Source organism: Pseudoalteromonas sp. G5_S1_14_S5 (assembly GCF_054968605.1).
Genome location: NZ_JBQKUM010000051.1, coordinates 13,405 through 35,134 on the forward strand (window position 1 = coordinate 13,405; position 21,730 = coordinate 35,134).

Here is a 21,730-nt window from a genome sequence, read left to right on the forward strand (position 1 = left end):
AAGTATCCCTTGAACAACAAAACAGGTACAGATACATTTTTTAAAAAAAAACCAGTACAGTTAACCACAACCGTTACCATGAGCATTTATCGAAAACTTGCGAATCAGTTTATTAATGAGATTGAAAGTGGGAAAAGACCCGAAGGTGGGCGAATGCCTTCGCTTCGTCAATTAGCTAAGCAACAAGCCGTTAGCATGTCGACCGTAGTAAGTTGCTACCAAGAGCTAGAGTCACAGGGCTGGATTCACTCTCGCTCACAAGCTGGATATTTTGTTTCTCCTCATAAGCCTGCTCACTCAACACCTGAATGGGCACAGTTTGAGAGTAAAGTTTCCAGGGTGAGACAAACCTCATCGACTCACAACTCAATCAATGGGCCTTTAGGAGTCTCTAGCACCACTAATGATGAGCAATCGGTCGTTGAACTAGAACGCAGTTTCCGTCGCTCTATCAAACGCATGGGTAACAGGCTAAACCATTACCCTGATACTCAAGGCGAGCCGATATTACGACAAGCATTGTCCACTCACTTTGCAAAGCTTGATGTGCATTTTTCACCAGGTGAACTGGTGGTCACGGCTGGCTGTATGTCGGCAATAAAAGCCGCTCTTGAATCATGCACCAAACAAGGCGATACCATTGCCATTAGCTCACCATGTTTCAACGGCATACTCGAATTACTTGGCAAGATGTCGCGTAAGATCATCGAGATCCCATCCCTAGATGACGGTGTAGATCTACAACAGTTAGAAACACATCTGAAAAACAAACGCGTCGATGCCGCTATCTTCTGTACCTCGCATATGAACCCACAAGGGATCAATATGTCTGCTAGCCAAAAGCAGAAATTGGCAGCATTGGCCAATGAATATCGAATGCCGATCATTGAAGACGATGTGTATCTCGAACTCTCTTATTCTTCGCACACGCCACTGCCAGCCAAATACTGTGACAAAGGTGGCTATGTTTTATGGTGTGGTTCTGTCTCGAAGAGTTTATCACCAAGCTACCGTTTAGGGTGGTGCTTGCCAGGAAGGTATATTGATGAGTACAAAGCGCAGTTTTCTTCTGCAAGCTACGGCGTTACCCTTCCTACTCAGCTAGCTGTCGCTGACTTTCTTGAATCTGGTCAATACGCAAAACACGTTCGAAGAAGATGTGCTCAAATTCTCTCTTTACGGCAGCAATACCTGAGTTATTTAACTCAAAACCTTCCTGATGACGTCAAAATAAGCAGCCCACAAGGTGGCATGGTACTTTGGCTACAGATTCCTAACCTCAACCATATCGTATTTGCTCAAGCGGTTTCTGAGAAAAAGATTGATATTCGACTTGGGCATCTGTTCAGCACTCTTGATCTCTACAGCAACTGCTTACGCATCAACTTTGGTTATGCGCTGGAGGGAGAGACCAAACAACAGCTGGATGACTTGATTGAACTTATCCGACAATGTGTCTGCAAATAGCTTTTGGCCCACACTTTGATCTCCAATTAGCTCATCGTTATTTGTTATAAAAAAGGCATTTATTATTCTGATTGAAACTGGGTTAAAGCCCGTAACCGTAAGGAAATCCACTCACCATAAAACCCATAAATATTGAGTTTGCAAGGGCGTGCCCATTTATGCAACTTAGCTAATGACACCTCATTTTTTGTCGTCAATATACACCCGTCAGCGCTGGCGTTATACTGTATATGAAGAGAATAATTATGAGTGATAAAACTAAAAATAAACCGCTACCTTCCTTTATTGAAGAACGCTTAAACCACTACATTGAAGATCTCATTGCCCAGAACGAAAGCCAAACACACTTAGTTCTAGGTAAACGTCCTAGGCGGAATTCAGTTGTGATGCAAAGCAATGATTACCTCGCGCTGTCGCACAACAAACAGATACAACAAGCCCACCAGCAAGCGATTGGTGAACAGGATGACAATGTCGTCATGTCAGCTATTTTTTTGCAAGACGAGGTTTCAAAACCCGCCTTTGAAAATGAGCTGGCGAGCTATGTAGGAATGGAAAGCTGCTTGCTGTCTCAGTCTGGTTGGGCGGCAAACATCGGCTTACTGCAAACCATCTGTCCACCACAAACTCCTGTGTATATTGATTTCTTTGCCCACATGTCTTTGTGGGAAGGTGTTCGAGCCGCAGGTGCGAGCGCGCATCCGTTCATGCATAACAATATGAACCATCTGCGCAAGCAACTTGAGCGCTATGGCTCTGGCGTCATTGTTGTAGATTCGGTCTACAGCACCATTGGCACGATTGCCCCACTCCGCGACATCTACGAAATGGCGCAAGAGTTTGATTGTGCACTCGTGGTTGATGAATCGCATTCTCTGGGAACTCATGGCACCAAAGGTGCTGGCCTCGTTGAAGCACTTGGGCTCACTAGCCAAGTCGATTTCATTACTGTAAGTTTGGCCAAAACCTTTGCGTACCGTGCTGGCGCGATTCTAGGCCCCAAACAATTGTCTAAGACACTGCCCTTTGTCGCCTACCCTGCTATTTTTAGCTCGACCGTATTGCCACAAGAAGTCGCTCGCTTAGAGAAAACCTTGGCAGTCATTAAAAGTTCTGACGATAAGCGCAAAGTCTTATTCGAACGTGCTAAATCACTCACAACGGGGCTTAAACAGATTGGCATTAACATCCGCAGCGAATCTCAGATCATCGCTTTAGAGTGTGGTAGTGAGAGAAACACTGAACGTGTGCGTGATTTCTTAGAGGAACGAGATGTGTTCGGTGCGGTATTTTGTCGTCCAGCGACTGGCAAGAACAAAAACATCATCCGCTTCTCTGTGAATGCAGATATGACACTAAGAGATATCGATCATGTGCTTACGGTTTGTCACCAGGCATATCATCATCCAGAACTAAAATTCGTTTAACTCTGAGCACATTAATTTAATCATCAACTAAACGACAGGACTGAATGGACGCTATCATGTCGCAAAACTAAAAGAGCCCAGCCTATTGCTGAGCTCTTTCTCGTGTTAACTTGGTCTACTTCAAACCTCAAACACAGTCTCGTACAAGCCCCTTATATCCAATGGGCGATCTTGTCGAATAAGCGGTTCTTGTCTGCTGGTTTCACAATAAAGTCAGACATTCCTGATGACTCCATCTTCTCCAGCGTGACTGGCGAGCTGTCCCCTGTATGTGCAATAATCGGCACCGAAGAATAAGGCTTATTCGCGCTTCTAATGAGTCGAGAAGCTTCGACACCGTCCATAATAGGCATTTCAATATCCATCAAAACTAAATCAATGGCCTCGGAGTCTAGAGCATCTAATGCCTGTTGACCGTCCTCTTTCTGTACCACATCAAAGCCTTGTTTTTCCAACAACATCGCCGTAAAACGGCGTAGAGACTCGTTATCGTCCACTACCATAATGGTACGCTTATTTGCATTTTCAATCGGCTTAGTGGCCACCGAGGGCATCACGTAATTCGAGTCAAACAATAAACGGTCAATCGTTGCTTTGGTGTTCAGCAGCCATACTTGAGTTTCGACCCAAATCGGTTCAAATGAAATGTTCCTCACCCGTTGAATAGGATGATATTCATACAAGTAAACAATTCGCGCTTCTGTAAACGACAACAAAGACTCGAGCTTATCAAGGCTGCTTGCCCTCAAATCAAAACTCTCCATGTCGACGAATACTAAATCAAATTCGAACTGATACTCTTTGTTTTTAAGTGCTGATGCCACATCCAAAGTCGTGAGGTCAAATCCCATAAATCGAGACATTTCCATCATTTTCTTATTCAGGACGGTTTGATCACTCACCATCAATACAGACTTTAACTTTCTCAATTCACTCTTAATCTCATTGACTGAATTTGACGTTAAAGACGGGAACGTCATCGTAAACTGAGTCCACTGACCAACCTCTGATTGGCATCTAACCTCACCACCAAATGAACGCATCACCTTCTGACAGAATGGTAAGCCTAACCCGTAATTGCCTGATTTACCTGTTGTATAGAAATCTTGGAAAATATGACGTATTGCATCACTAGAAATGCCAGCCCCGTTATCCGTCACCACAATTTGATGAGTAACTTCATCGCTACTCATGGTGACATGAATATGAAAGTCTTCCGGACTACGGTGATGGAACGCATTCTTGAACAGGTTGTACATCAAGTACTTCAACAAAGTGTCACTTCCCAAGAAATCAAAGTCGCTTTGTACATCCAAAGAGATGGCTGATTTATCCGACTTGCGCTTGTAATTAAAACTGTCGATTGAATACTCGATCACCGCTTGTGCGGAGTGCTTTTTAAAGGTTGAACGAGATACACGATTCTCATCAATCGACGTCAACAATAGATCGATGGTATCGTTACCTGAATGGATAATTTCCATGGCCTCATCACCGACGTCACGCAGCTGTTTTAACTCTTCGACGCTCAGCGCATATGGCTCTTTGATGTCACCACTCTTTGGGTTTGGTAGTATCGATTGAATAACATCAATAGAAGTTAACAAGCCACTAAGAGGGTTTCTCATTTCGTGTGCAATACCGGCACCAAAAGACTTTGCTAGGGACACCTTGTTCTCGTGTTCCACCTGATTGCGGAAATAGAACAGGTTACCGAATAGATAGATAAACAAGAAAATAGGCACATGCGTCCAGTTCATGGTTATCTCAAGATAGAAGCCTTGTGCCACCCAAGCACAAAACGTTGCAATCCCTATTCCGGCAAAGGTTTGTGCAAACATCACTCCTGTGACATGAACCAAAAGAATATGAAGGAATATTGCCGACATGAAAGACATGACCCAAACATTGGACCAATTGTTCATCAGCAACATATAAAAAAAGAAACATGGCAGACAGAGCGTAATCGCGACTTGATAATACGCTGGCAGATATTTTCGCCATTCGAATGGAACGTATTTACGGAAAATGATGCCGAAGAACAACACCGAGCATAATAGGCGGAGAGTCAGATTTTCATAAGGCTGCGGGAATAGGTACTCCCACACGACAAAGTAAAAAGGGAAACCGACAAAGCCCATCCAACCTACGAGGGTTAGATTCGGTTCAGCATATTGATAAACTTTACGAATAGCGTTCATACGAAATTCTTTATTCTCTTAGCCTAGACGTTTACTCGTTTTATGATTGAGTTTTTATATAACCGAACGATTATATTACACATCACCTCCAAGCAATGAGATTTGAATCAAATATATACGCGCTTTTGCATTAAACTGTTTTAACCCTGCAGCCAAATATATGAAGGCCTCGTTTATACGAGGCCTAATAATGATTTCATTTCTTGTTATCTGTGACACATAAAGCTAGTTTATCGGCAAGTAAATATTAGTGAGTAAATCACATTCATCCACCTGATGGAGTAGGTTCACGTACTGGAAAAAGCACGGAAATTCTCTCAAAGATTCGCCACTCTTAGGTAACCACTCACGATATAAGTAGCTTACCGTGTCAGCGATTAAATCATGGTTGCCCTTATGAACAGCGACAGCACAACGACCGCCCGGAATGATCCCCTTCTTAACACCAAAGATATTTTCTGGGACATCCCCGTTATGGCTTCCGCAAATATCAAAGCGATATTCATCTTCAGGGGTATCTGAAGGGTCAGAATAAGCCACACCAAATGTGTCACTGGTTTTTACCGGAGAAAAACCCGTCGACTTCCTCCAATCAATAAATTTAGCAGCAGTATTGTAAACCAGCTTTGGGCTCCCTTTATGCTCAATCAATGCAACCTCTGTTTCGCAAAAATCGACGACTTTCACATCCATTATCTCTTCTCCACTATTTGGTGAGTTAAACTCATACTTTGAACGCCAATATGACCAGTTTGGTTGTTTTCTAAATTGAGAAGGTGTCTGCTCAAAGTGCCTCGAAAATGCTCGAGAGAATGCTTCAAGACTCTCAAAGTGAGCCTCCAATGCAACATCGGTGACACTGTACTCGGGCTCAAAAGCTAAACGAAAAGAAGCGCGCTTTAACCGAGCAAACCACACATACTGAATAGTGCTAATCCCCATAAACGACTTAAAGATACGGTGAAAGTGATACTTTGAACTTGCCGCCACTAAGCTCAACTGCTCCAAAGTTAATGACTCATCCAAATGTCTATCAATGAAGTCACACACATTTCGTATTCGTCGCTCGTGATGTTTCGCTACATTCATTTTTGTTACCCAATAAAGAATTCGGAGAGATAATACCGACGAGGCGTTAAGTTCGCCTGATTGAGATTGCGAGACTAACTTAACTGTTGTGTTTTATTCTATATTAAGTCGTAATAAAAGGCTCTTTAGCCAATGCAGCACTATAGAGCCGAATCCTACTTAACAATAGATATTGAGCACTGTTATACCCAGTTCATTACAAGCCAGGCTAATTCAGTTCCAACATGGCATTAATCCGAACTATTTCTTGCTGCCATTTCACTTGCAGATCAGGCTTCTGATGCTTTGCTTTACGAGCTTGATCCTTACTGAGTAATTCTTCGAGCTCTAATAGCCTTTCTAAAAGACCCTCTTCATCAGTTTGCGACTGCTGATCATCTGTTTTAGGCCGCTCAGAACCAGAATCGACACAGACCATAGAGTTAGACTCAATCGAAGCAGAGCAAGATTCCGCGTTTTTGCCTTGATGGATAACAGACATCGCTTCATACACCGCATCTAAGTAAGTCAATTCCATAAGTTGACCATCATCGATGTACCAGAATCGATTGCATGATTTTTCGACCAACTCTCTATCATGGCTGACCAACAGTAGCCCCCCTTCGAATTGAGTTAAGCAATTCGCCAGCTCTTCCTTACCTTCAATATCAAGGTGGTTAGTGGGCTCATCCAGCAATAGGAGGTGATACTTCGCTAGCGATAGTCCAACAAACAGCAGTCGAGAACGCTCGCCACCACTAAGCTCTGCGACCTTTTGCTCGTGTCTTTCATAGGGAAAACCCGCGCTAATCAAAGCCATTTTTCTAGCTTCCTGCGAAACAGGATAAAATGAGTAAAGTGAATCTATTAGTGAATGGTCATCACGTAATTGGTGTAGGCTTTGATCGTAATACCCGACTTCGGCATTTGGATGAAAATAACCATTATCTCTAAGTTGAGACGCCTGATAATTCGCCCACAATACTTTCAGAAGAGACGACTTACCCGCCCCATTTTTGCCTAGCACAGCAACACGGTCACCACTCTTTATCTGCTGGAACAGCACTTCAAACAGTGGCGCTTGGTCGTCAGCGGCGGTAATTGGCACCTCTGACAATTCAAGTATTCGATTGGCCTTCATGGGTTCACCGGACAAACTTAATGTCCATGGCTCTACAGAATCCAAACGTGTCATGGTCGAGCGTAACCCTTCGGCGCGTTTTTCCATGCTTTTTGCTTTTCGTGACAGACCTTCATTGTCAAAGTCACGCCCCCAAATCGCTAAACGATGAGCGCTCTTTTCGATACGATCGATCTCTTTCTTTTCTGCTTGTTGCCTTTCCGCATCCGTTAGGTCTTTATCTTCCAATGCTTTTCGAGCTTCGGTGCACTTTTGGCTAAAGGTAAGTACCCTTTTGTCACGTAACACCCATGTAGAATCGGTGACGTAGTCGAGTAATCTTTGATCATGTGAAACCATGACAAACGTACCTCTCCAATCTTTCAGAAACTGCTCTAACCAAAGTAACGTCGGTAGATCTAAGTGGTTACTTGGTTCATCTAGCAACAAGACATCTGGCTCAAGAACCAATGCTCTCGCGAGTAACACTCGCGCGTATTGACCGCCACTTAAAGTGCCTACCGGCTTTTTCCAATAGCTTTCATCAAAACCTAAATTAGAAAGAGTAATTTGCGCTCGCCATTGCTCTGTTTGCTGCATGTTTAAAGGAAGGTTATCGGTCACAGCATCGAGCATTGAGAAACTTAACAGTCGCTTAGGTAAGTGTTGCTCAATCAAGGCAACTACGGCATTCGAGGCGAAGGAAACATTCCCTACACAGTCAGGTAAATCTTTGTTTAACAGACGTAATAAGGTGCTTTTGCCACAGCCATTACTGCCAATAAGGCCAATGCGGTCACCTTTCTTAATGGTAAAGGAAAGCCCATCAAATAATCGGCATGATGTTAGATCGTAAGAAATGGATGATGTAGATATTAATGTAGTCATTTGTTTACTCAAGTTTCAAGCGCAACAAAGCGCTGTTGTCATTCGCTGACAACAACCAAGTAAACTAGAGTGAAGAAACTCTATTGAAAGTTATATTGAAATGCTTCGCTCAAGTTTTGGTTATCGCAGCACGATATTTTTAAAACTTGAGTTTTGGTCGTACCAAAAAATATGCGCGAAGTTAAATTCACACACTTTCATAAAAATCCTCCTTATATTTGTCTTTAGTTGAACATTAGCGCTAAAAATAAATCACATTAATCGATGAGTCAAAATATTTAAGCGCTTCGATTTATACTTGATTTACAACCTTAGGTCACTGTTACTCGGTGCATTTTTCTTGGCGTATCACAGTAATCAATCACAGCATAATGCTGAGTGACTCTATTGTCCCATATCGCCATTGAACCCTTGCTCCATTTGAAACGCACTTGATACTCTGGTCGTCGTGCAATTTCAAAAAGCTGGCGAAGTAGTGAATCACTCTCTTCACGTTTGAGTTCATTGATGTAACGAGTAAATTGCTCGTTGATATATAGCGTCTCTTTGCCCGTTTCTGGATGAACTTGTACTAACTGATGCTCTACTGGCGGGTTTTCTTGCGCGGTTTTCAGCAGTGACTTATGCCAATTTAGCTCAATTGGGTCCGATTCAATACCCTCAAACGCGACTAACGAATGCGTTGCCGATAAGCCTCTTAGCTTGTCTTTCATGCTTTCATCTAATGAATCGAACACTGCGGTCATCGAACACCAAATCGTGTCGCCACCGACATCCGGTACATATTGAGCATGTAATAGAGAGGCTTTAGATGGTAGCTCCCGCCAGGTTAAGTCGGTATGCCAATAACTCTCCATTGGCGCATTACCTCGAGTAGTTTCTATCACACTGACTTGCGGGACTTGTTCTACACGCGGAAAGAAAGGATGAACGGGTTCGAGCTCTCCGAAACGCTTTGCAAGCGCTAAGTGTTGTTCAGGCGAGAGGCTTTGTTCACCCAAGAAAATAACTTGATAAGTAACAAGTGCCTGGTACAAATCATCGAGTTCACTCTCTCTGCAATCCGAAAGATTTAATCCATCAATACGAGCGCCAATGTGAGGGGTAATAGGTTCAATTTTCAACATACTTTCGCTTATCGGTTAAGAGATATTAATAGGGAGTCATGTAGCGACTCGTTATTAAACCGGACAGAACCGATTTATCTTTCCTTACCACGCACAATAAAACCGGTTTATTCGAAAAACAAAAGACAAGAGGCCCTACACTGGCGCTCTGATTGTTTGTTGATACTTCCTGTATCCGTGGACAAATCCAATCTGTAGTACTTTCATCGAAAGCCAGATCATCGATACCTCCAGTTGTGTATCACTACTAAATCTAGCATACAAGCTTCAAGCTTTTCTGAGACTTAACCGAAAGCTTGTCTAAGTAGACGTAAATTCCTGCTTATCAATCTGATAAAGCAACGTCATATTTTTTTGCCTGCTACAACCAAAAGAAAAGCCCACAACAAGGTAGGCTTTGGCTATCTGGCTTCTGAACTTACTAAACTAATGAGTCACTTTCTGAAACCATCATTCAAACCTAAAATTAAAAGTTTGCTTGGAGCGTCAAACCACTGTAAGCCGAGTATGCATTCAACATAATGTGGTATCTGCCGCTTTGGGTGACATCCACCTTACAAGTCTCGCTGTTGCCCGATCGGTAAGGTCGGCAGTCCCACGTACTAAGCGTTGGTTTATCCCCGAAACGAAGATACAGATCCGCATCGCCTGTACCACCAATGGTGACCACTGTCAGCTGTTGGCCCTGTTCTAAGTCCATATAGAAGTAATCCTTTTGTCCTCGGCTGCCACTCAGTCCATTAACCGGCACGCCAGAAACTAGTTTTCCATCTGGATCTGGTCCAGGTGCTGGACCACCGCAATCCGGTTCACAACCACTATCAGTCAAACTATACAGCAGTTTATTGGTGGTTCCTCTTGTGTCAGAAACTTTATTCTCCGAGGCTCTTGAGTTCAGTAACCCTGAAAGTTGAAGAGGTGTTAAGCCGTTGTTTTCTTGCAAGTACAAGGCAGCAATACCGGCAACATGTGGCGTCGCCATGGAAGTTCCGCTAATCGTTTTATAGCCACCATCATACCAAGCAGACTTGATTTGAGATCCCGGTGCGAATAGATCAACGCAGCTGCCCCAGTTTGAGAAACTAGAACGCGAATCAGAGCTGGTTGTTGAGCCCACCGTCACACCACTTGGTACACGAGCCGGCGATGAATTGCACGCATCGGCATTTGAGTTACCCGCCGCCAACATAAAGCTCACTCCGGATTGAATTGCACCTTGCACCGCGCTATCCAATGCAGTTGATCGCCCGCCACCTAAACTCATATTGGCGACTGAAGGCCCTGATGCATTTTGCGCTACCCAATCCACACCAGATATCACGCCAGATGTGGTTCCTGAACCGGAACAGCTAAGTACTCTTACCCCAACAATGTTAACGTTTTTAGCCACACCGTACTGGCTGCCTCCAATCGTTCCTGCAACATGGGTACCATGCCCATTACAGTCACTCGAATCAGCATCGTTATCCACGAAATCATAGCCAGAAACCGAGCGACCGCCGAATTCCTCATGATTATTATTAACGCCCGTATCAATCACGTAAGCCGTTACGCCAGAACCATCAAAATTGGCATTATAATTTCGGTCTAAAGGAAGACTTCTCTGGTCTATTCGGTCCAAACCCCAAATCGCGTTACTTTGAACGGCTTCATTTGAAACAACAGGATCGATACTGAGGATTTGGTCTTGTTCAATGTATTCAACGCGAGAGTCACGTCTGAGTTGCTTTAATTGAAGTGCGTCTAGATTTGCCACAAAACCAATAATGGAACGATCAAAAACATCGTCAGTTTTGATTGAAAACGAATTGGCCATTTGGCCTACCGTTTGTTGGGTAAACTGCTGTAATCCAACCGCGTCATTCATTAGCATCTGCGGTTGTTTCAATACAACAATATAGCGATCGGTGATCGCGTCATCTGATGAAGCCAACATCAGTGGAGCAATAGGTTGTTGTGAGTTTTCTATCGAATTGAAAGCAGAACCTTGAGCCAAACTTGATGCGGAATAAATACCAAATGTGGCTGCAATACAACAACTTAATACTTTCTTTAACATAGCTTTTTCCTTGAGATTTTAGGTTTGTTGGTTGTTACCTACGACAAACACGAAAATGCAGACAGCTAGCGTTATACGCTCAATACGTGAAGCAACAGTGTTACAAATTCAACCTAAGACAGTACGAATGAGATTGCTTATTAATTTATATTCATCGCATTAAGAACTTCGAGTCGAGACAAACTATTTTGAAAAGCTTATGCAATCACATTTCATATAATTTGATCAAAAGCTCTAATTTTAACAAAAGTCGAATGGTTGGATAAAAATGGTGTATGCGAGAGGTATGATCTCCATTATTGATATATAACACACCAAAAATCCCGCAAAAACTAAAAAATGCAGCATCAAAAACACATGCGATTAGCCGTACTTATAGTGAATAAATATTATTAATTGTACTCGACAACAGCTTACCTCTATCTTGGCTACATTACCCAACACCATAAACAATGCGATTACGCAGGGAAAACGATGACCGCCATTACCGATTTAGACATTCTGTTAAATTCCATGTCACCTGAGATCATTGAAGGTGATTATGTTTTTTGTACGGTAGAGGGAGGACTAGCCGACTATACCCACCTCAATCCGATGGCGACCTTTCGAGAAAAAGAAGGGTTAACTTTAGTGCTAACAGAAGAAGTGGCGACTCAAGCGCAGTTAAGTTTCGACGGTGTGTTTAGCATGATCACGTTATCTGTACACTCGAGCCTAGAAGCCGTAGGTCTGACAGCCGCCTTCGCAACTAAACTTAGCTCGTACAGTATCAGTGCCAATGTGATTGCAGGTTATTATCACGATCATATCTTCGTCCAGAAGCACAAAGCTGATCAAGCTATGAGCGCACTTCGAGAATTCTCAGAAGCGAACTAGTAACATAAGCGCTCTAAGTAGATGAATTCGCTCGTTCACGTATAAAGCTAACCAAGAGCTTGGTGAGATGCGTGTGATAGCTCATTGACCGATAATGGATGTAAATCGTTAGTGGGGCTAGTTCAAGGTCTAACCGTTGTTCGACTAACGAGCCCCGGTTCAACTCATCTCGACAGAATTCTCTTGGTAACGCCACAAAACCTAACCCTTTGACAGCTATAGCTTTAGCGATAAACCCGCCATCAACATTGATGTCTGACTTAATGACCACACTCTTCAAGCCTTCTGGACCACTAAATATCCAGGGGTTGCCAGCAAAAGCTTTGTAACTTGAAATACAAGGCATTGCGGACAGCTCCTCTACTGTGATCGGTAAGCCATATTTCGCTAGACAAGATGGCGAAGCTAAAACCGAACTCTCCCATTGACACAATTGCCGTGAAACCCAGTCACGATCATCAAGCGAGCCTCGCTCAAAACTAATAACGATATCAGGATCGCTGTTTAACGCGCTTTCTATCGACGTACTGTGTTCGCAAAAAAGAGAAACATTGGGGTAGCTAAGAGCAAAATCGGCGAGAACATCACCAATCAAAGGGATGTCTGGTGAGCTCACGCGAATACTGCCTTTCATTGACTCCGTTGAAATGCTGACGTTTTGCAATGTTTGGCTCAATTGACGAAGAGGCTCTCGGATTTCGTTGTAAAGCATTTCACCGGCCGAAGTTGGCGTCACCTTTCTGGTTGTCCGGTAGAACAATTTATTGCCTAATTCAGCTTCAAGCTGCTGAACATGTCTACTCACCGTTGAACTAGGGATTAGCAAACGTTCAGATGCTTTTATAAAGCTGCTCTGTTCAAAGACACAAATAAATGAGTTCAACCAAGCGTTATCGATCCTTTCCAATTTATTATCCCACAAATCGCAATACTCAATCTCATATTAACCTATTTTTCTGGATTATCTATCACGATAAGGTACAGAAAATTCGCTGAGGAGAACACATTATGACAACAAACAAATCGAAAATTTTTGAGCGCGATGGATACCAACTCAAAGTAGAGCAGCATGGTAAAGGCCCTAAATTATTGATTATTGGCAGTGTCGATTATTACAAAAGAGTGATTCCAACACGGCTTCATGAGCACTTTACTTGTCTGTACCTAGATCATCGAGGCTTTGCCCAAACCGTCAACGACAAGCAGAACGACATCATCACTCTAGACATCATTTCCAAGGATATTGAAGCTATCTGTGATTATTTCAATATTCGTAAAACCAGTATTCTGGGGCATTCCGGGCATGCGTACATGGCACTTCATTTCGCTAGTTTGACCAATATCCAGATTAAAAAAATCATGGTTGTCGGCGCTCCGCCAAATCTATCAGAGGCAATGAGAACTAGGCAATTTATACACTGGGAGAACAATGCCTCAAATGAGCGAAAGAAGCTTTTGGATCAAAGCCTTGGAAAACTTAAACAGGACATAGACAAAGAACCTCACAGAAAGTTCGCGCACTTGTGCCGTAGATTAGGGCCGATGCGTTGGGCAGATCCTAGTTTTGATGAACTCCCCCTTTGGGAGCAAGTCACAACTAATACGGCACTACTTGATTCATTATGGGGTGATGTCTTTGGCAAGATAAATCTTGCGACGCTGCCTAATGCTAACCAATTGGATATCACTGTCGCCATTGGTGAACTTGATTTTAGCATTGCGCCTTTGAATACGTGGTTGCCTTTAAAAGAGACATTTCGCTCACTTGAGCTAGTAGCGCTTAAAGGTGTATCTCATACCCCTATGCTTGAGTCTCAAGAAGAGTTTATTGATATTATTTGTGCTCACTTGCTGGGTTAAACAAACAGACTACTGCTTTACTGGCAAATCAGACTACCACAAAAAAATAGTAAATTAGCAAGACTAAAGATGTTATTAAGGTGCCTAGTTCGCACCTCATTTCATACGTAAACTTAAAAGATATTGAAGAGCTCGATAAGAAAAGGGATTCTCACCTGTCCCCTCTGTGCCAACCGGTGACAACGTAACCACAATTCAAGCTAGCTACATATGAAATGCTTAACCATGAAAGGATACTAAATAGCAGCGCAACTTCTTATGCAAGATAGACCGAAGTAGAAAAACCGCAATAATTCGTGGTGTGACCAGCTGAAAAACCTAGCGTTCAAAGTATACCACTCAGATTTGCGTGGCACATGGCAATAGAGCCAAACTTAAGGACACGCCATATGGAAAATTTGGAGGTGAAATTTGCCATCTCTATTCAGACCCGGGCATACAACTTTGCTCAGCGGCGAATAATAACTAAAGTCTGGTGCTTACTCAGGTTTTGTCCTCCCCCCAGCCCCGAAAGAAGCTCATATTCGCTTCTTTTGGGAGGTAATGCACCCAAAGAGTGGATTGTAGCCCTCAGACATTTAGGGCTACAATCTATATGGATAAAAGATACTAATAAGTTAAGGTTATTTAGAATGTCGCATTGACACCTAACGTAAACTCTCTGCCATCGGCGACCGTAGTACTCGTTTTACCGCCGCCGCCAAAGTATTCAGTATCAAATAGGTTCTTAATATTTAAGCGCAATTCAACATCTGTCTCAGCAATATCCATACTGTAAGAAGCACCCGAGTCAAAACGGATGTATCCATCTTTAGATACTGTATTTTGGTTATCAGCAAAGCGTTTACCTTCATACACTGCACCAAGATTCAATGCTAGTTGGTCATTGACTTCATAACGACTCCATACATTCGCAGACCACTCTGGTGTATCAGCAGGTCGCTTCCCATTCAGGCTATCGTCTGCAGGTCTTTTATACTCAGCATCCAGATACATCATAGAGCCAGCTAAGAAAAGTTTTTCTGTGGCTTTTCCTTGTGTACCCAGTTCAAAGCCTCGGTGTTTTTGTATACCAGACTGAGTCGTGATTTGATCGAAACTAGGGTTATCAACGAGTTCTTCTGTCACTTTTATGTTTGAAACCTCAATATCAAAGACAGCGCCAGTTATTAATAAGTTTTCGTCAAATAATGACCATTTTGCTCCCAACTCGTATTGCTCCCCGTATTCAGGTTTTAAGTTAAGGCCGTCATTAGCATCACTTTGATTATTAACCGCTCCCTGTGGCATGAAACTTTTCGAGTAATTCAGGTAGATACTGCCATCCGATGTAGGATTAAAAATCAAACCGGCTTTTGGAGAAACCGCATAGCTGTTGTTACCATAACCCTCTTTATGCTGCTCGTCGTATCGGACACCAGCTAAAACTTTCCAGTAATTGTTGATAGTCATCAAGTCCTGTACGTAGAACCCAAAGTGTTTGTATGAACTATCGCTTGTCGACCGTGTGCTATTGTTATAAAAATCCGGTTTAGCTACATTGTCCCCAGGCTTAACTTCGATGAAGTTGTTACCGTTTGCATCATTGTATGTATAACGTGTTTGCGCATAATCGTAGTCAAGAATATTGGCACCTAAAAGCAGCTGGTGCTCTAATCCCAAACCGTAGGCTCGCCCCGTTAGGTCGACATATCCCGTTTGAAAATTCCAATCGTCGTAACGATCAAATGGTTTAATAAAATATCCATCTTCCATATCATCGTAGCAATTATTTTTATTGCATTGATTTGGTTGAGAGGCTACATAGTTTCGATCATATTGTTGCTCGTTATACCCAAGTTTAACTTTCCAATCAGTATTAATTTGATATATCAAATCGGCACTAATGTTGGTCACTTCTTTATCTGTTTGCGCCCATGGCATATCCCAAATAGTTTCTCGATTACCAATAAGATTTCCTTCATCATCGAGACGCCCACCGTCTATGCCTGATTTATCATTGGTTTTACTATAAGCAAGAGACAATAGTAGGTCTTCAGTAACATCAAACTCTAAGTTCAAATAGCCAACAAATTTATCGCCTTCATTGTGTTTGCCGTTTTGCTTGTACTTTCTAGCAGAAACAGAGTCCTGCTTTGCAAGTACAGTACGGTAACGAATTGTCTCATCATCGTTCAAGCTACCGCCTGCATCTACGCTATAGCGAGTAGAACCATTACTATTCACGTCAAAACCCACTTTGGCCATGTTTTCATATGTTGGTTTCTTCGTAACCATGTTAATCAAACCGCCAGGACCAGATTGACCATAAAGCATACTTGATGGACCTTTGAGTACTTCTACTCGCTCTAAAATTTCTGTAGGGTGTTGGTAATATGAAAAGTGTTGATGGCCATCAACAAGATATCCAGAGCTTGCACTTAAATCGAACCCGCGAATTTTAAAGTATTGAAAGCCCCACTTTTGTCCCCCAGCGGTAACGCTCGAATCATTTTCAAGAATATCGCCCAGATTGTGCGCCAATTGTTCATCAGTCATTGAACTAGGGATCACAGCGACTGATTGTGGCGTGTCAAGTAAGCTGATGTCACTTCGCATTGCACCAAATGCTTCATCTGCCTTGTAATGATTAAACTGACTGCCTAGAACAACAACACGTTCGATATCCTCATTTGGGGAATCAACAGTCTCTGCAAACGCAGGAATTGAAATTACAGCAGAAATAGCCAATGGAAGTGGCGATAACTTAAAAAGTGATGATGGAGTACTCAAAACAGCCTCTAGAAAAGTTGAAATGTATAGGCCAGCAATAATAAATGAGATGAATTATCATTTGCATTAGATTTACACTATTTACGTTATTTATCATTAGTTGGAAAAGATTGGTTAGGTCGCTGTGTCCGCAACATATAGTTTGCTTCAAACCCAAATTTACATGATAGATTCATGCCTAGCTGACGCTCGTTAATTCAACTCGGTCGTTCAGAGTAATACGCTCAATGAGAAAGGCATGAACTAACCTAGATTAAAACGAAAGGTAAAAAGAGCTAATCAGTTGCTATTTTTCTACTCCATAAGAAGAGAATTTTTAGGAACTCAGCGAGTGGAGCTAACCTATTCGATGTGAGTTGCCAAACTGCTTGACACGCGTAAGAAGAGTATTGCTAATACCATCTCCCTTCAGAGCAAGTCAGTCAAGCTTTTCGACATACCTGTGATCGACATTTTATGACGAATAGCGCCGATATTTGGATGTTACAGCGTACTTTTCAAACTAAACTAAAGAACAAATCGATAGCTTATTTCCCATACAAAAAAAGCGACGCAATGCACGTCGCTTTAGCTTATTGCTTAACGCAGACAGGCTGATCAGGCATCAGTCCATTAAACGCCTAAGCAAGCTTAAAAGTCGCCACTTTGTCACTTAAACCAGCGGCTTGGCTCTTAAGTTCATTCGACTCAGTTAAACTGTCCTGAGCACCAACCACCAAGTGGTCAGTCACATCTTTAATGGTCGTAATATTCTGAGTGATCTCACCCGTCACATGGGTTTGCTCTTCTGCAGCAGTAGCAATTTGAGTCGCCATGTCGCTAATCAAGGCAACAGACGTATTGATCTCTTCTAGCGCGAGAGAAGCTCGATCCGCATCTTCTACAGAATGTAGTGCAAGCTTAGAGCTCGTTTCCATCAGTTCAACGGCTTGTGCTGTTGTGCGCTGTAGAACATCGATCGTTGCCTTGATCTCTTCCGTTGAAGAGTGAGTGCGTTGAGAAAGCACACGAACTTCATCAGCTACTACGGCAAAGCCACGACCTTGCTCGCCGGCACGAGCGGCTTCAATAGCGGCATTCAAAGCAAGCAAGTTCGTTTGCTCCGCAATGCCTTGAATGGTGGCTAATACAGTCGAAATCTCTTGAGCGTGTTTATTCAGATCGCTGATCACACTACCCGCTTCGTTCACTTCATTCGCTAGGTTATTAATGGAACCTTTAGTGTCGACAACCAATGCATGACCGCTGTTGGTGCTCGTCGCTGAGTCTTGCGCTGCTTTTGCGGTTTGCTCTGCATGCGATGCGATCTCTTGCGTTGCACTCGCCATTTCAGTGACTGCCGTTGCAACCATAGTGATTTCTTGCTGTTGATGGTTTAGCTCGTTCACCGAAAGGTTTGCACGCTGTGCACTCTGTTCAGATTGGCTATTCAACTGCTCCGATTGGCTACGGATATGACCGATTAGCTGCTGTAAGCTACCAACAAACGTATTGAAGTTTTGAGCAAGCTCGCCCACTTCATCTTGATTATCAACATAAATGCGTTGAGTTAAGTCACCACTACCGTTCGCAATTTGCGCCAGAGCCTGAGACACATGATTTAGTGGACGGAATAGAATGGTACAAAGTAAATTAAATAGTACCGTACAAAGTACCACCACTAGCAATGTCACCAACACTTGACCGATAACAGCATCAAAGAGTGGCGCCACTAAAGAGTCATGATTTACCACGCTAATCGTAATTAGATTGGTTCTATCAATTGCACGCGCATACAGCACATAGTCGGTACCGTTCAACTCAATAGAGATGTCCTTACCGCTTACCAACGCCTTTTGCACATCTGAAAAATTCAAACCAAGTGAACTGATATCTTTGTTAAGTAGCTTAGTATCTGCATGTGTGTAAACTGTGCCCTTGTGGGTCGCGATAAACATGTAACCTTCCCCTGGAAGAATCACTTGCTCAAGGCTATTTAGAATATCGGTTATTTCAACATCCGCGCCCAATACCACCTGCTGTCCATGCAGTTGCATTGCGGTGCCTAGTGACACTACATTCGCTCCCGTTGCCGCCGCAACCGTAGGGTTGTCCATGAAAACCTTACTTGGATTAGCAACTGCATTGGTATACCAGCCCCACAAACGAGGATCATCATTACCCGGTGGTAACACTACCCCATTAGCATTTTCTTGTGAGCCATCAGGATACGCCAGGAAGACATTATCAAAAGAGCCAGAATCGCGAACCTGTTTAAGGTGAGTAACCAAACTCTCCTTTTGAGACTCTTGAGACAGAGAAGTAAGCGCACGCTCTTTGGATAAGATCCAATCCGATACGTATTGATTGTATGAAGCCGATGCACCTTCTAAACGCTGTTCAACTTCTGTATCCAAACGCTGCAATGAAGCACGAAATGAAAGTGCTTCAACCAAAATCCCCCCTAGGATGATGGCCAGACTGGCAGAAATCGCCAGCTTATTCTTAAGTGAGAGTTTCTTTAACATAGGAAACCTATAATTTTTTATAAATAGCGCTGGAAACAGAATCGTTCCCACGCAGAAAGCAAGCTGATATATTTTACACATTAAAATAAATTATAAAATGCCCTAAGGCATTGTATTTAAGGTATATGTGAGCCAAAAGATAGATCCAGATCAAAGCAAAAGGGCGAACATCATACGCTAAGGGTCTCATATTAATTCATCAGTATCATGTGATTGGTATCTGCCACGCCTATTACTTCATCTATCACAATCAAAATAGCGTTTACCCTATCATTCGATTAATCTTATAAGTCGTTATGCCCATAGAGTTTTCTTATGTCTCGAAGCCAACGCCTCTTTGATTTGCTTCAATTATTGCGCTGTCACAAATATCCCGTGCCTGCCGATCACCTTGCTCAAGAACTGAATGTCAGTACACGTACCATCTATCGTGATATTGCAACACTACAAGCACAAGGCGCGGAAATCGATGGCGAAGCTGGTGTGGGCTACCTGCTCAAACCTACCTTTACCCTGCCACCCATGATGTTCTCCTCGGAAGAGCTAGAAGTGTTGCGACTTGGAGCGGAATGGGTCGCTAAGCAAGCTAATGGAGAGTTCAGTGAATCGGCTAGAAATGCGATTGCGAAGATCTCGGCCGTGCTCCCTTCAAACCATCAAGCTAAATGCAGTGAAGATATCATTCGTGTTGCTTCAATCATTGGGGTTGCAGATTTAGGTTTTGAACTGTCGGAGATAAAGTTAGCGATTAAGCAACAAAACAAAGCTCAAATTCAATATACAGACGCCAAGGCAAAAGTCAGTTCTAGGGTCGTATGGCCTATGCTGATCGGCGTATTTGAAAACTGTTATGTATTGGTCGCTTGGTGTGAAACACGCAGTGCTTATCGAAACTTCAGGCTGGATAGGGTTAACGAATTGACCATACTAGAAGAAAAGTATTCAAAGTCACGAAATAGCTTACTCAAAGAGTGGCAAAGCATGGAAGGGATTACAGACAAAGTGATCCGCTACTGACAAAAACTGTCACTAGTTAGAGATATATTCCTGTGGTCCAAAGAAGCACCACACCAGATAACCTAACTAGGATCAGCCATGTTTAATATCGATTCATTTGTCCTTTATGTGACTGACATTCACCGCAGCATGGATTTTTATTCCAAAGCCTTTGATTGTGAGCCAACACTGCTATCACCAACGTTTGCTGCCATAACTTTTGCAAGCAACGTGAAAATCACCCTCAAGCAATCTGACACTCTTACGCCAATAAGCAAAGTAACAGGTGGCGGCACTGAGCTATCGATAGCATTGACAGATAAACAAGCTCTGGAAAACCTCTATGTAGAATGGAGAGCAAAAGAAATACAGTTCGAACAAGCACCAGATGAGTCCGTGTTTGGTATCAACTTTGTCGCGATTGACCCAGACGGCCACCGCATTCGAATCTTCGCCTAAATGAAAAGAGCAAGCGACACTCCCGTTGCTTGCTCATCTCATCTAGCTCATCAGCCAAAAAGAACTAACCGAAGTCTATCGTCAGTAACAATCGAGCTTCTTCAGATGAAGTGACAGGCGAACGGTGGACAAGACCTCGGTTTTCATTTCCGCTCCAACGCTCTCCTTTCAATAACGCCACATCACCAGCGGCCATTTGCTGGATGTCAGACTCGTCATTGTAGAGGCCAGATGCTGAATCTGGCTGGCCATTACTTCCACGACCAAGTTTAGAACGGTCAACCGAGTCGTTTTCTAACCACTGAGTCGCAATGCCATGATAGGTTGTCACTAATCGGCAAGGTACTTGGTCAAAATGAAAGCGAGGACACATTGCCTTGTTCATTACAGCCAAGCGGAGACCAACTTCTTCAAGCTCAAACAAGCAACAGAACATGTCCACCAGCTCAGCCATATTTTCTAGCAGGGCTTTTGAAGCTGTTCCGTCTGTAGCGAATTCCAATTTGTCGAAAGCGTTTGCAGGTGACACGCTAACAGACTTACTAAAATTTGGGTTAGCCGAAATAAATTCATTGATTTCAGATACAAAACTCTCATCAAAGTTACGCTGCCATATCGCAACATTGATATCATCTTGGTAAATGTCAGCCAACACTGTCGGGTATGAAGCTGCACTACAAGATGGATTTCGGCCCTTCTGCCCTTGATGAGCTAGCGTTCCATCAATACTTGACGATTGATTACAACTCGTTGCCAAAGGTTCAGCTAAAACGGCATTCATTATCTCATCTCCTTGCTGCGCGCTCGTATTCTCTAGAGGCAATATCTATGTTTGCCAAAAGAACAAATCAAAGCAACGTTATAACATAACAATACATATTCAAACAACTCAGGAGATAATCA

Annotated in this window: 15 protein-coding genes; 6 read left to right on the forward strand and 9 right to left on the reverse strand. The window is 42.9% G+C overall.

The genetic code is table 11. The annotated features are described in order from the left end of the window. The first annotated feature begins 78 nt into the window (after nucleotides 1-78). Both ACTRWI_RS15320 and cqsA read left to right on the forward strand, forming a co-directional pair. Entirely contained in the window at nucleotides 79-1,467 is a 1,389-nt protein-coding gene (locus tag ACTRWI_RS15320; RefSeq protein WP_499132607.1) for an aminotransferase-like domain-containing protein, read from the forward strand. A 245-nt stretch (nucleotides 1,468-1,712) separates the two neighbouring features. Further along, nucleotides 1,713-2,894: an alpha-hydroxyketone-type quorum-sensing autoinducer synthase gene (gene cqsA / locus ACTRWI_RS15325; RefSeq protein WP_499132587.1), complete on the forward strand. Its 1,182-nt coding sequence runs from the start codon at nucleotides 1,713-1,715 to the stop codon at nucleotides 2,892-2,894. Nucleotides 2,895-3,046: 152 nt separating this feature from the next. Here cqsA and ACTRWI_RS15330 read toward each other — a convergent pair whose 3' ends face one another. The 5 genes from ACTRWI_RS15330 to ACTRWI_RS15350 form a co-directional block, all read right to left on the reverse strand. Next, nucleotides 3,047-5,095, reverse strand: coding sequence for a hybrid sensor histidine kinase/response regulator (locus tag ACTRWI_RS15330; protein WP_499132588.1), 2,049 nt, complete (start codon nucleotides 5,093-5,095; stop codon nucleotides 3,047-3,049). 225 nt (nucleotides 5,096-5,320) lie between these two features. Next, on the reverse strand, nucleotides 5,321-6,184 hold the full coding sequence (locus ACTRWI_RS15335) for an AraC family transcriptional regulator (RefSeq protein WP_499132590.1): 864 nt from the start codon (nucleotides 6,182-6,184) through the stop codon (nucleotides 5,321-5,323). A gap of 208 nt (nucleotides 6,185-6,392) precedes the next feature. Continuing rightward, the gene (locus tag ACTRWI_RS15340; protein WP_499132592.1) at nucleotides 6,393-8,171 is read right to left on the reverse strand and encodes an ABC-F family ATP-binding cassette domain-containing protein; all 1,779 of its coding nucleotides are present in this window, start codon (nucleotides 8,169-8,171) and stop codon (nucleotides 6,393-6,395) included. Nucleotides 8,172-8,482: 311 nt separating this feature from the next. Next, nucleotides 8,483-9,298 (reverse strand): TauD/TfdA dioxygenase family protein, encoded by an 816-nt coding sequence (locus ACTRWI_RS15345; RefSeq protein ID WP_499132593.1) that lies wholly within the window; start codon nucleotides 9,296-9,298, stop codon nucleotides 8,483-8,485. 466 nt (nucleotides 9,299-9,764) lie between these two features. Beyond that, nucleotides 9,765-11,357 (reverse strand): S8 family peptidase, encoded by a 1,593-nt coding sequence (locus ACTRWI_RS15350; protein WP_499132594.1) that lies wholly within the window; start codon nucleotides 11,355-11,357, stop codon nucleotides 9,765-9,767. 474 nt (nucleotides 11,358-11,831) lie between these two features. Between ACTRWI_RS15350 and ACTRWI_RS15355 the strand changes: the two genes are divergently transcribed. Beyond that, nucleotides 11,832-12,233: an ACT domain-containing protein gene (locus ACTRWI_RS15355; protein ID WP_499132595.1), complete on the forward strand. Its 402-nt coding sequence runs from the start codon at nucleotides 11,832-11,834 to the stop codon at nucleotides 12,231-12,233. 13 nt (nucleotides 12,234-12,246) lie between these two features. On the opposite strand, the gene ACTRWI_RS15360 is transcribed toward ACTRWI_RS15355, so the two are convergent. Then, nucleotides 12,247-13,140, reverse strand: coding sequence for a LysR family transcriptional regulator (locus tag ACTRWI_RS15360; protein ID WP_499132596.1), 894 nt, complete (start codon nucleotides 13,138-13,140; stop codon nucleotides 12,247-12,249). A 101-nt stretch (nucleotides 13,141-13,241) separates the two neighbouring features. Here ACTRWI_RS15360 and ACTRWI_RS15365 point away from each other — a divergent pair, with 101 nt between their 5' ends. Beyond that, nucleotides 13,242-14,093, forward strand: coding sequence for an alpha/beta fold hydrolase (locus tag ACTRWI_RS15365; RefSeq protein ID WP_499132597.1), 852 nt, complete (start codon nucleotides 13,242-13,244; stop codon nucleotides 14,091-14,093). Nucleotides 14,094-14,720: 627 nt separating this feature from the next. On the opposite strand, the gene ACTRWI_RS15370 is transcribed toward ACTRWI_RS15365, so the two are convergent. Both ACTRWI_RS15370 and ACTRWI_RS15375 read right to left on the reverse strand, forming a co-directional pair. Next, entirely contained in the window at nucleotides 14,721-16,865 is a 2,145-nt protein-coding gene (locus ACTRWI_RS15370; RefSeq protein ID WP_499132599.1) for a TonB-dependent siderophore receptor, read from the reverse strand. A gap of 620 nt (nucleotides 16,866-17,485) precedes the next feature. Next, a complete protein-coding gene (locus tag ACTRWI_RS15375) occupies nucleotides 17,486-19,372 on the reverse strand; it encodes a methyl-accepting chemotaxis protein (protein WP_499132601.1) in 1,887 nt (628 codons plus the stop codon). A gap of 315 nt (nucleotides 19,373-19,687) precedes the next feature. Between ACTRWI_RS15375 and ACTRWI_RS15380 the strand changes: the two genes are divergently transcribed. Continuing rightward, entirely contained in the window at nucleotides 19,688-20,389 is a 702-nt protein-coding gene (locus ACTRWI_RS15380; RefSeq protein WP_499132603.1) for a helix-turn-helix transcriptional regulator, read from the forward strand. A gap of 78 nt (nucleotides 20,390-20,467) precedes the next feature. After that, nucleotides 20,468-20,827 (forward strand): VOC family protein, encoded by a 360-nt coding sequence (locus ACTRWI_RS15385; protein WP_499132604.1) that lies wholly within the window; start codon nucleotides 20,468-20,470, stop codon nucleotides 20,825-20,827. Between the two features lie 64 nt (nucleotides 20,828-20,891). Here the strand turns inward: ACTRWI_RS15385 and ACTRWI_RS15390 are convergent, their stop codons facing one another. Further along, nucleotides 20,892-21,608 (reverse strand): DUF1826 domain-containing protein, encoded by a 717-nt coding sequence (locus tag ACTRWI_RS15390; RefSeq protein WP_499132606.1) that lies wholly within the window; start codon nucleotides 21,606-21,608, stop codon nucleotides 20,892-20,894. Between the last annotated feature and the right edge of the window lie 122 nt (nucleotides 21,609-21,730).

Coding starts and splice junctions, on each gene's coding strand:
- ACTRWI_RS15320 (WP_499132607.1), top strand. CDS start 79: ATGAGCATTTATCGAAAACTTGCGAATCAGTTTATTAATGAGATTGAA.
- cqsA (WP_499132587.1), top strand. CDS start 1,713: ATGAGTGATAAAACTAAAAATAAACCGCTACCTTCCTTTATTGAAGAA.
- ACTRWI_RS15330 (WP_499132588.1), bottom strand. CDS start 5,095: ATGAACGCTATTCGTAAAGTTTATCAATATGCTGAACCGAATCTAACC.
- ACTRWI_RS15335 (WP_499132590.1), bottom strand. CDS start 6,184: ATGAATGTAGCGAAACATCACGAGCGACGAATACGAAATGTGTGTGAC.
- ACTRWI_RS15340 (WP_499132592.1), bottom strand. CDS start 8,171: ATGACTACATTAATATCTACATCATCCATTTCTTACGATCTAACATCA.
- ACTRWI_RS15345 (WP_499132593.1), bottom strand. CDS start 9,298: ATGTTGAAAATTGAACCTATTACCCCTCACATTGGCGCTCGTATTGAT.
- ACTRWI_RS15350 (WP_499132594.1), bottom strand. CDS start 11,357: ATGTTAAAGAAAGTATTAAGTTGTTGTATTGCAGCCACATTTGGTATT.
- ACTRWI_RS15355 (WP_499132595.1), top strand. CDS start 11,832: ATGACCGCCATTACCGATTTAGACATTCTGTTAAATTCCATGTCACCT.
- ACTRWI_RS15365 (WP_499132597.1), top strand. CDS start 13,242: ATGACAACAAACAAATCGAAAATTTTTGAGCGCGATGGATACCAACTC.
- ACTRWI_RS15375 (WP_499132601.1), bottom strand. CDS start 19,372: ATGTTAAAGAAACTCTCACTTAAGAATAAGCTGGCGATTTCTGCCAGT.
- ACTRWI_RS15380 (WP_499132603.1), top strand. CDS start 19,688: ATGTCTCGAAGCCAACGCCTCTTTGATTTGCTTCAATTATTGCGCTGT.
- ACTRWI_RS15385 (WP_499132604.1), top strand. CDS start 20,468: ATGTTTAATATCGATTCATTTGTCCTTTATGTGACTGACATTCACCGC.
- ACTRWI_RS15390 (WP_499132606.1), bottom strand. CDS start 21,608: ATGAATGCCGTTTTAGCTGAACCTTTGGCAACGAGTTGTAATCAATCG.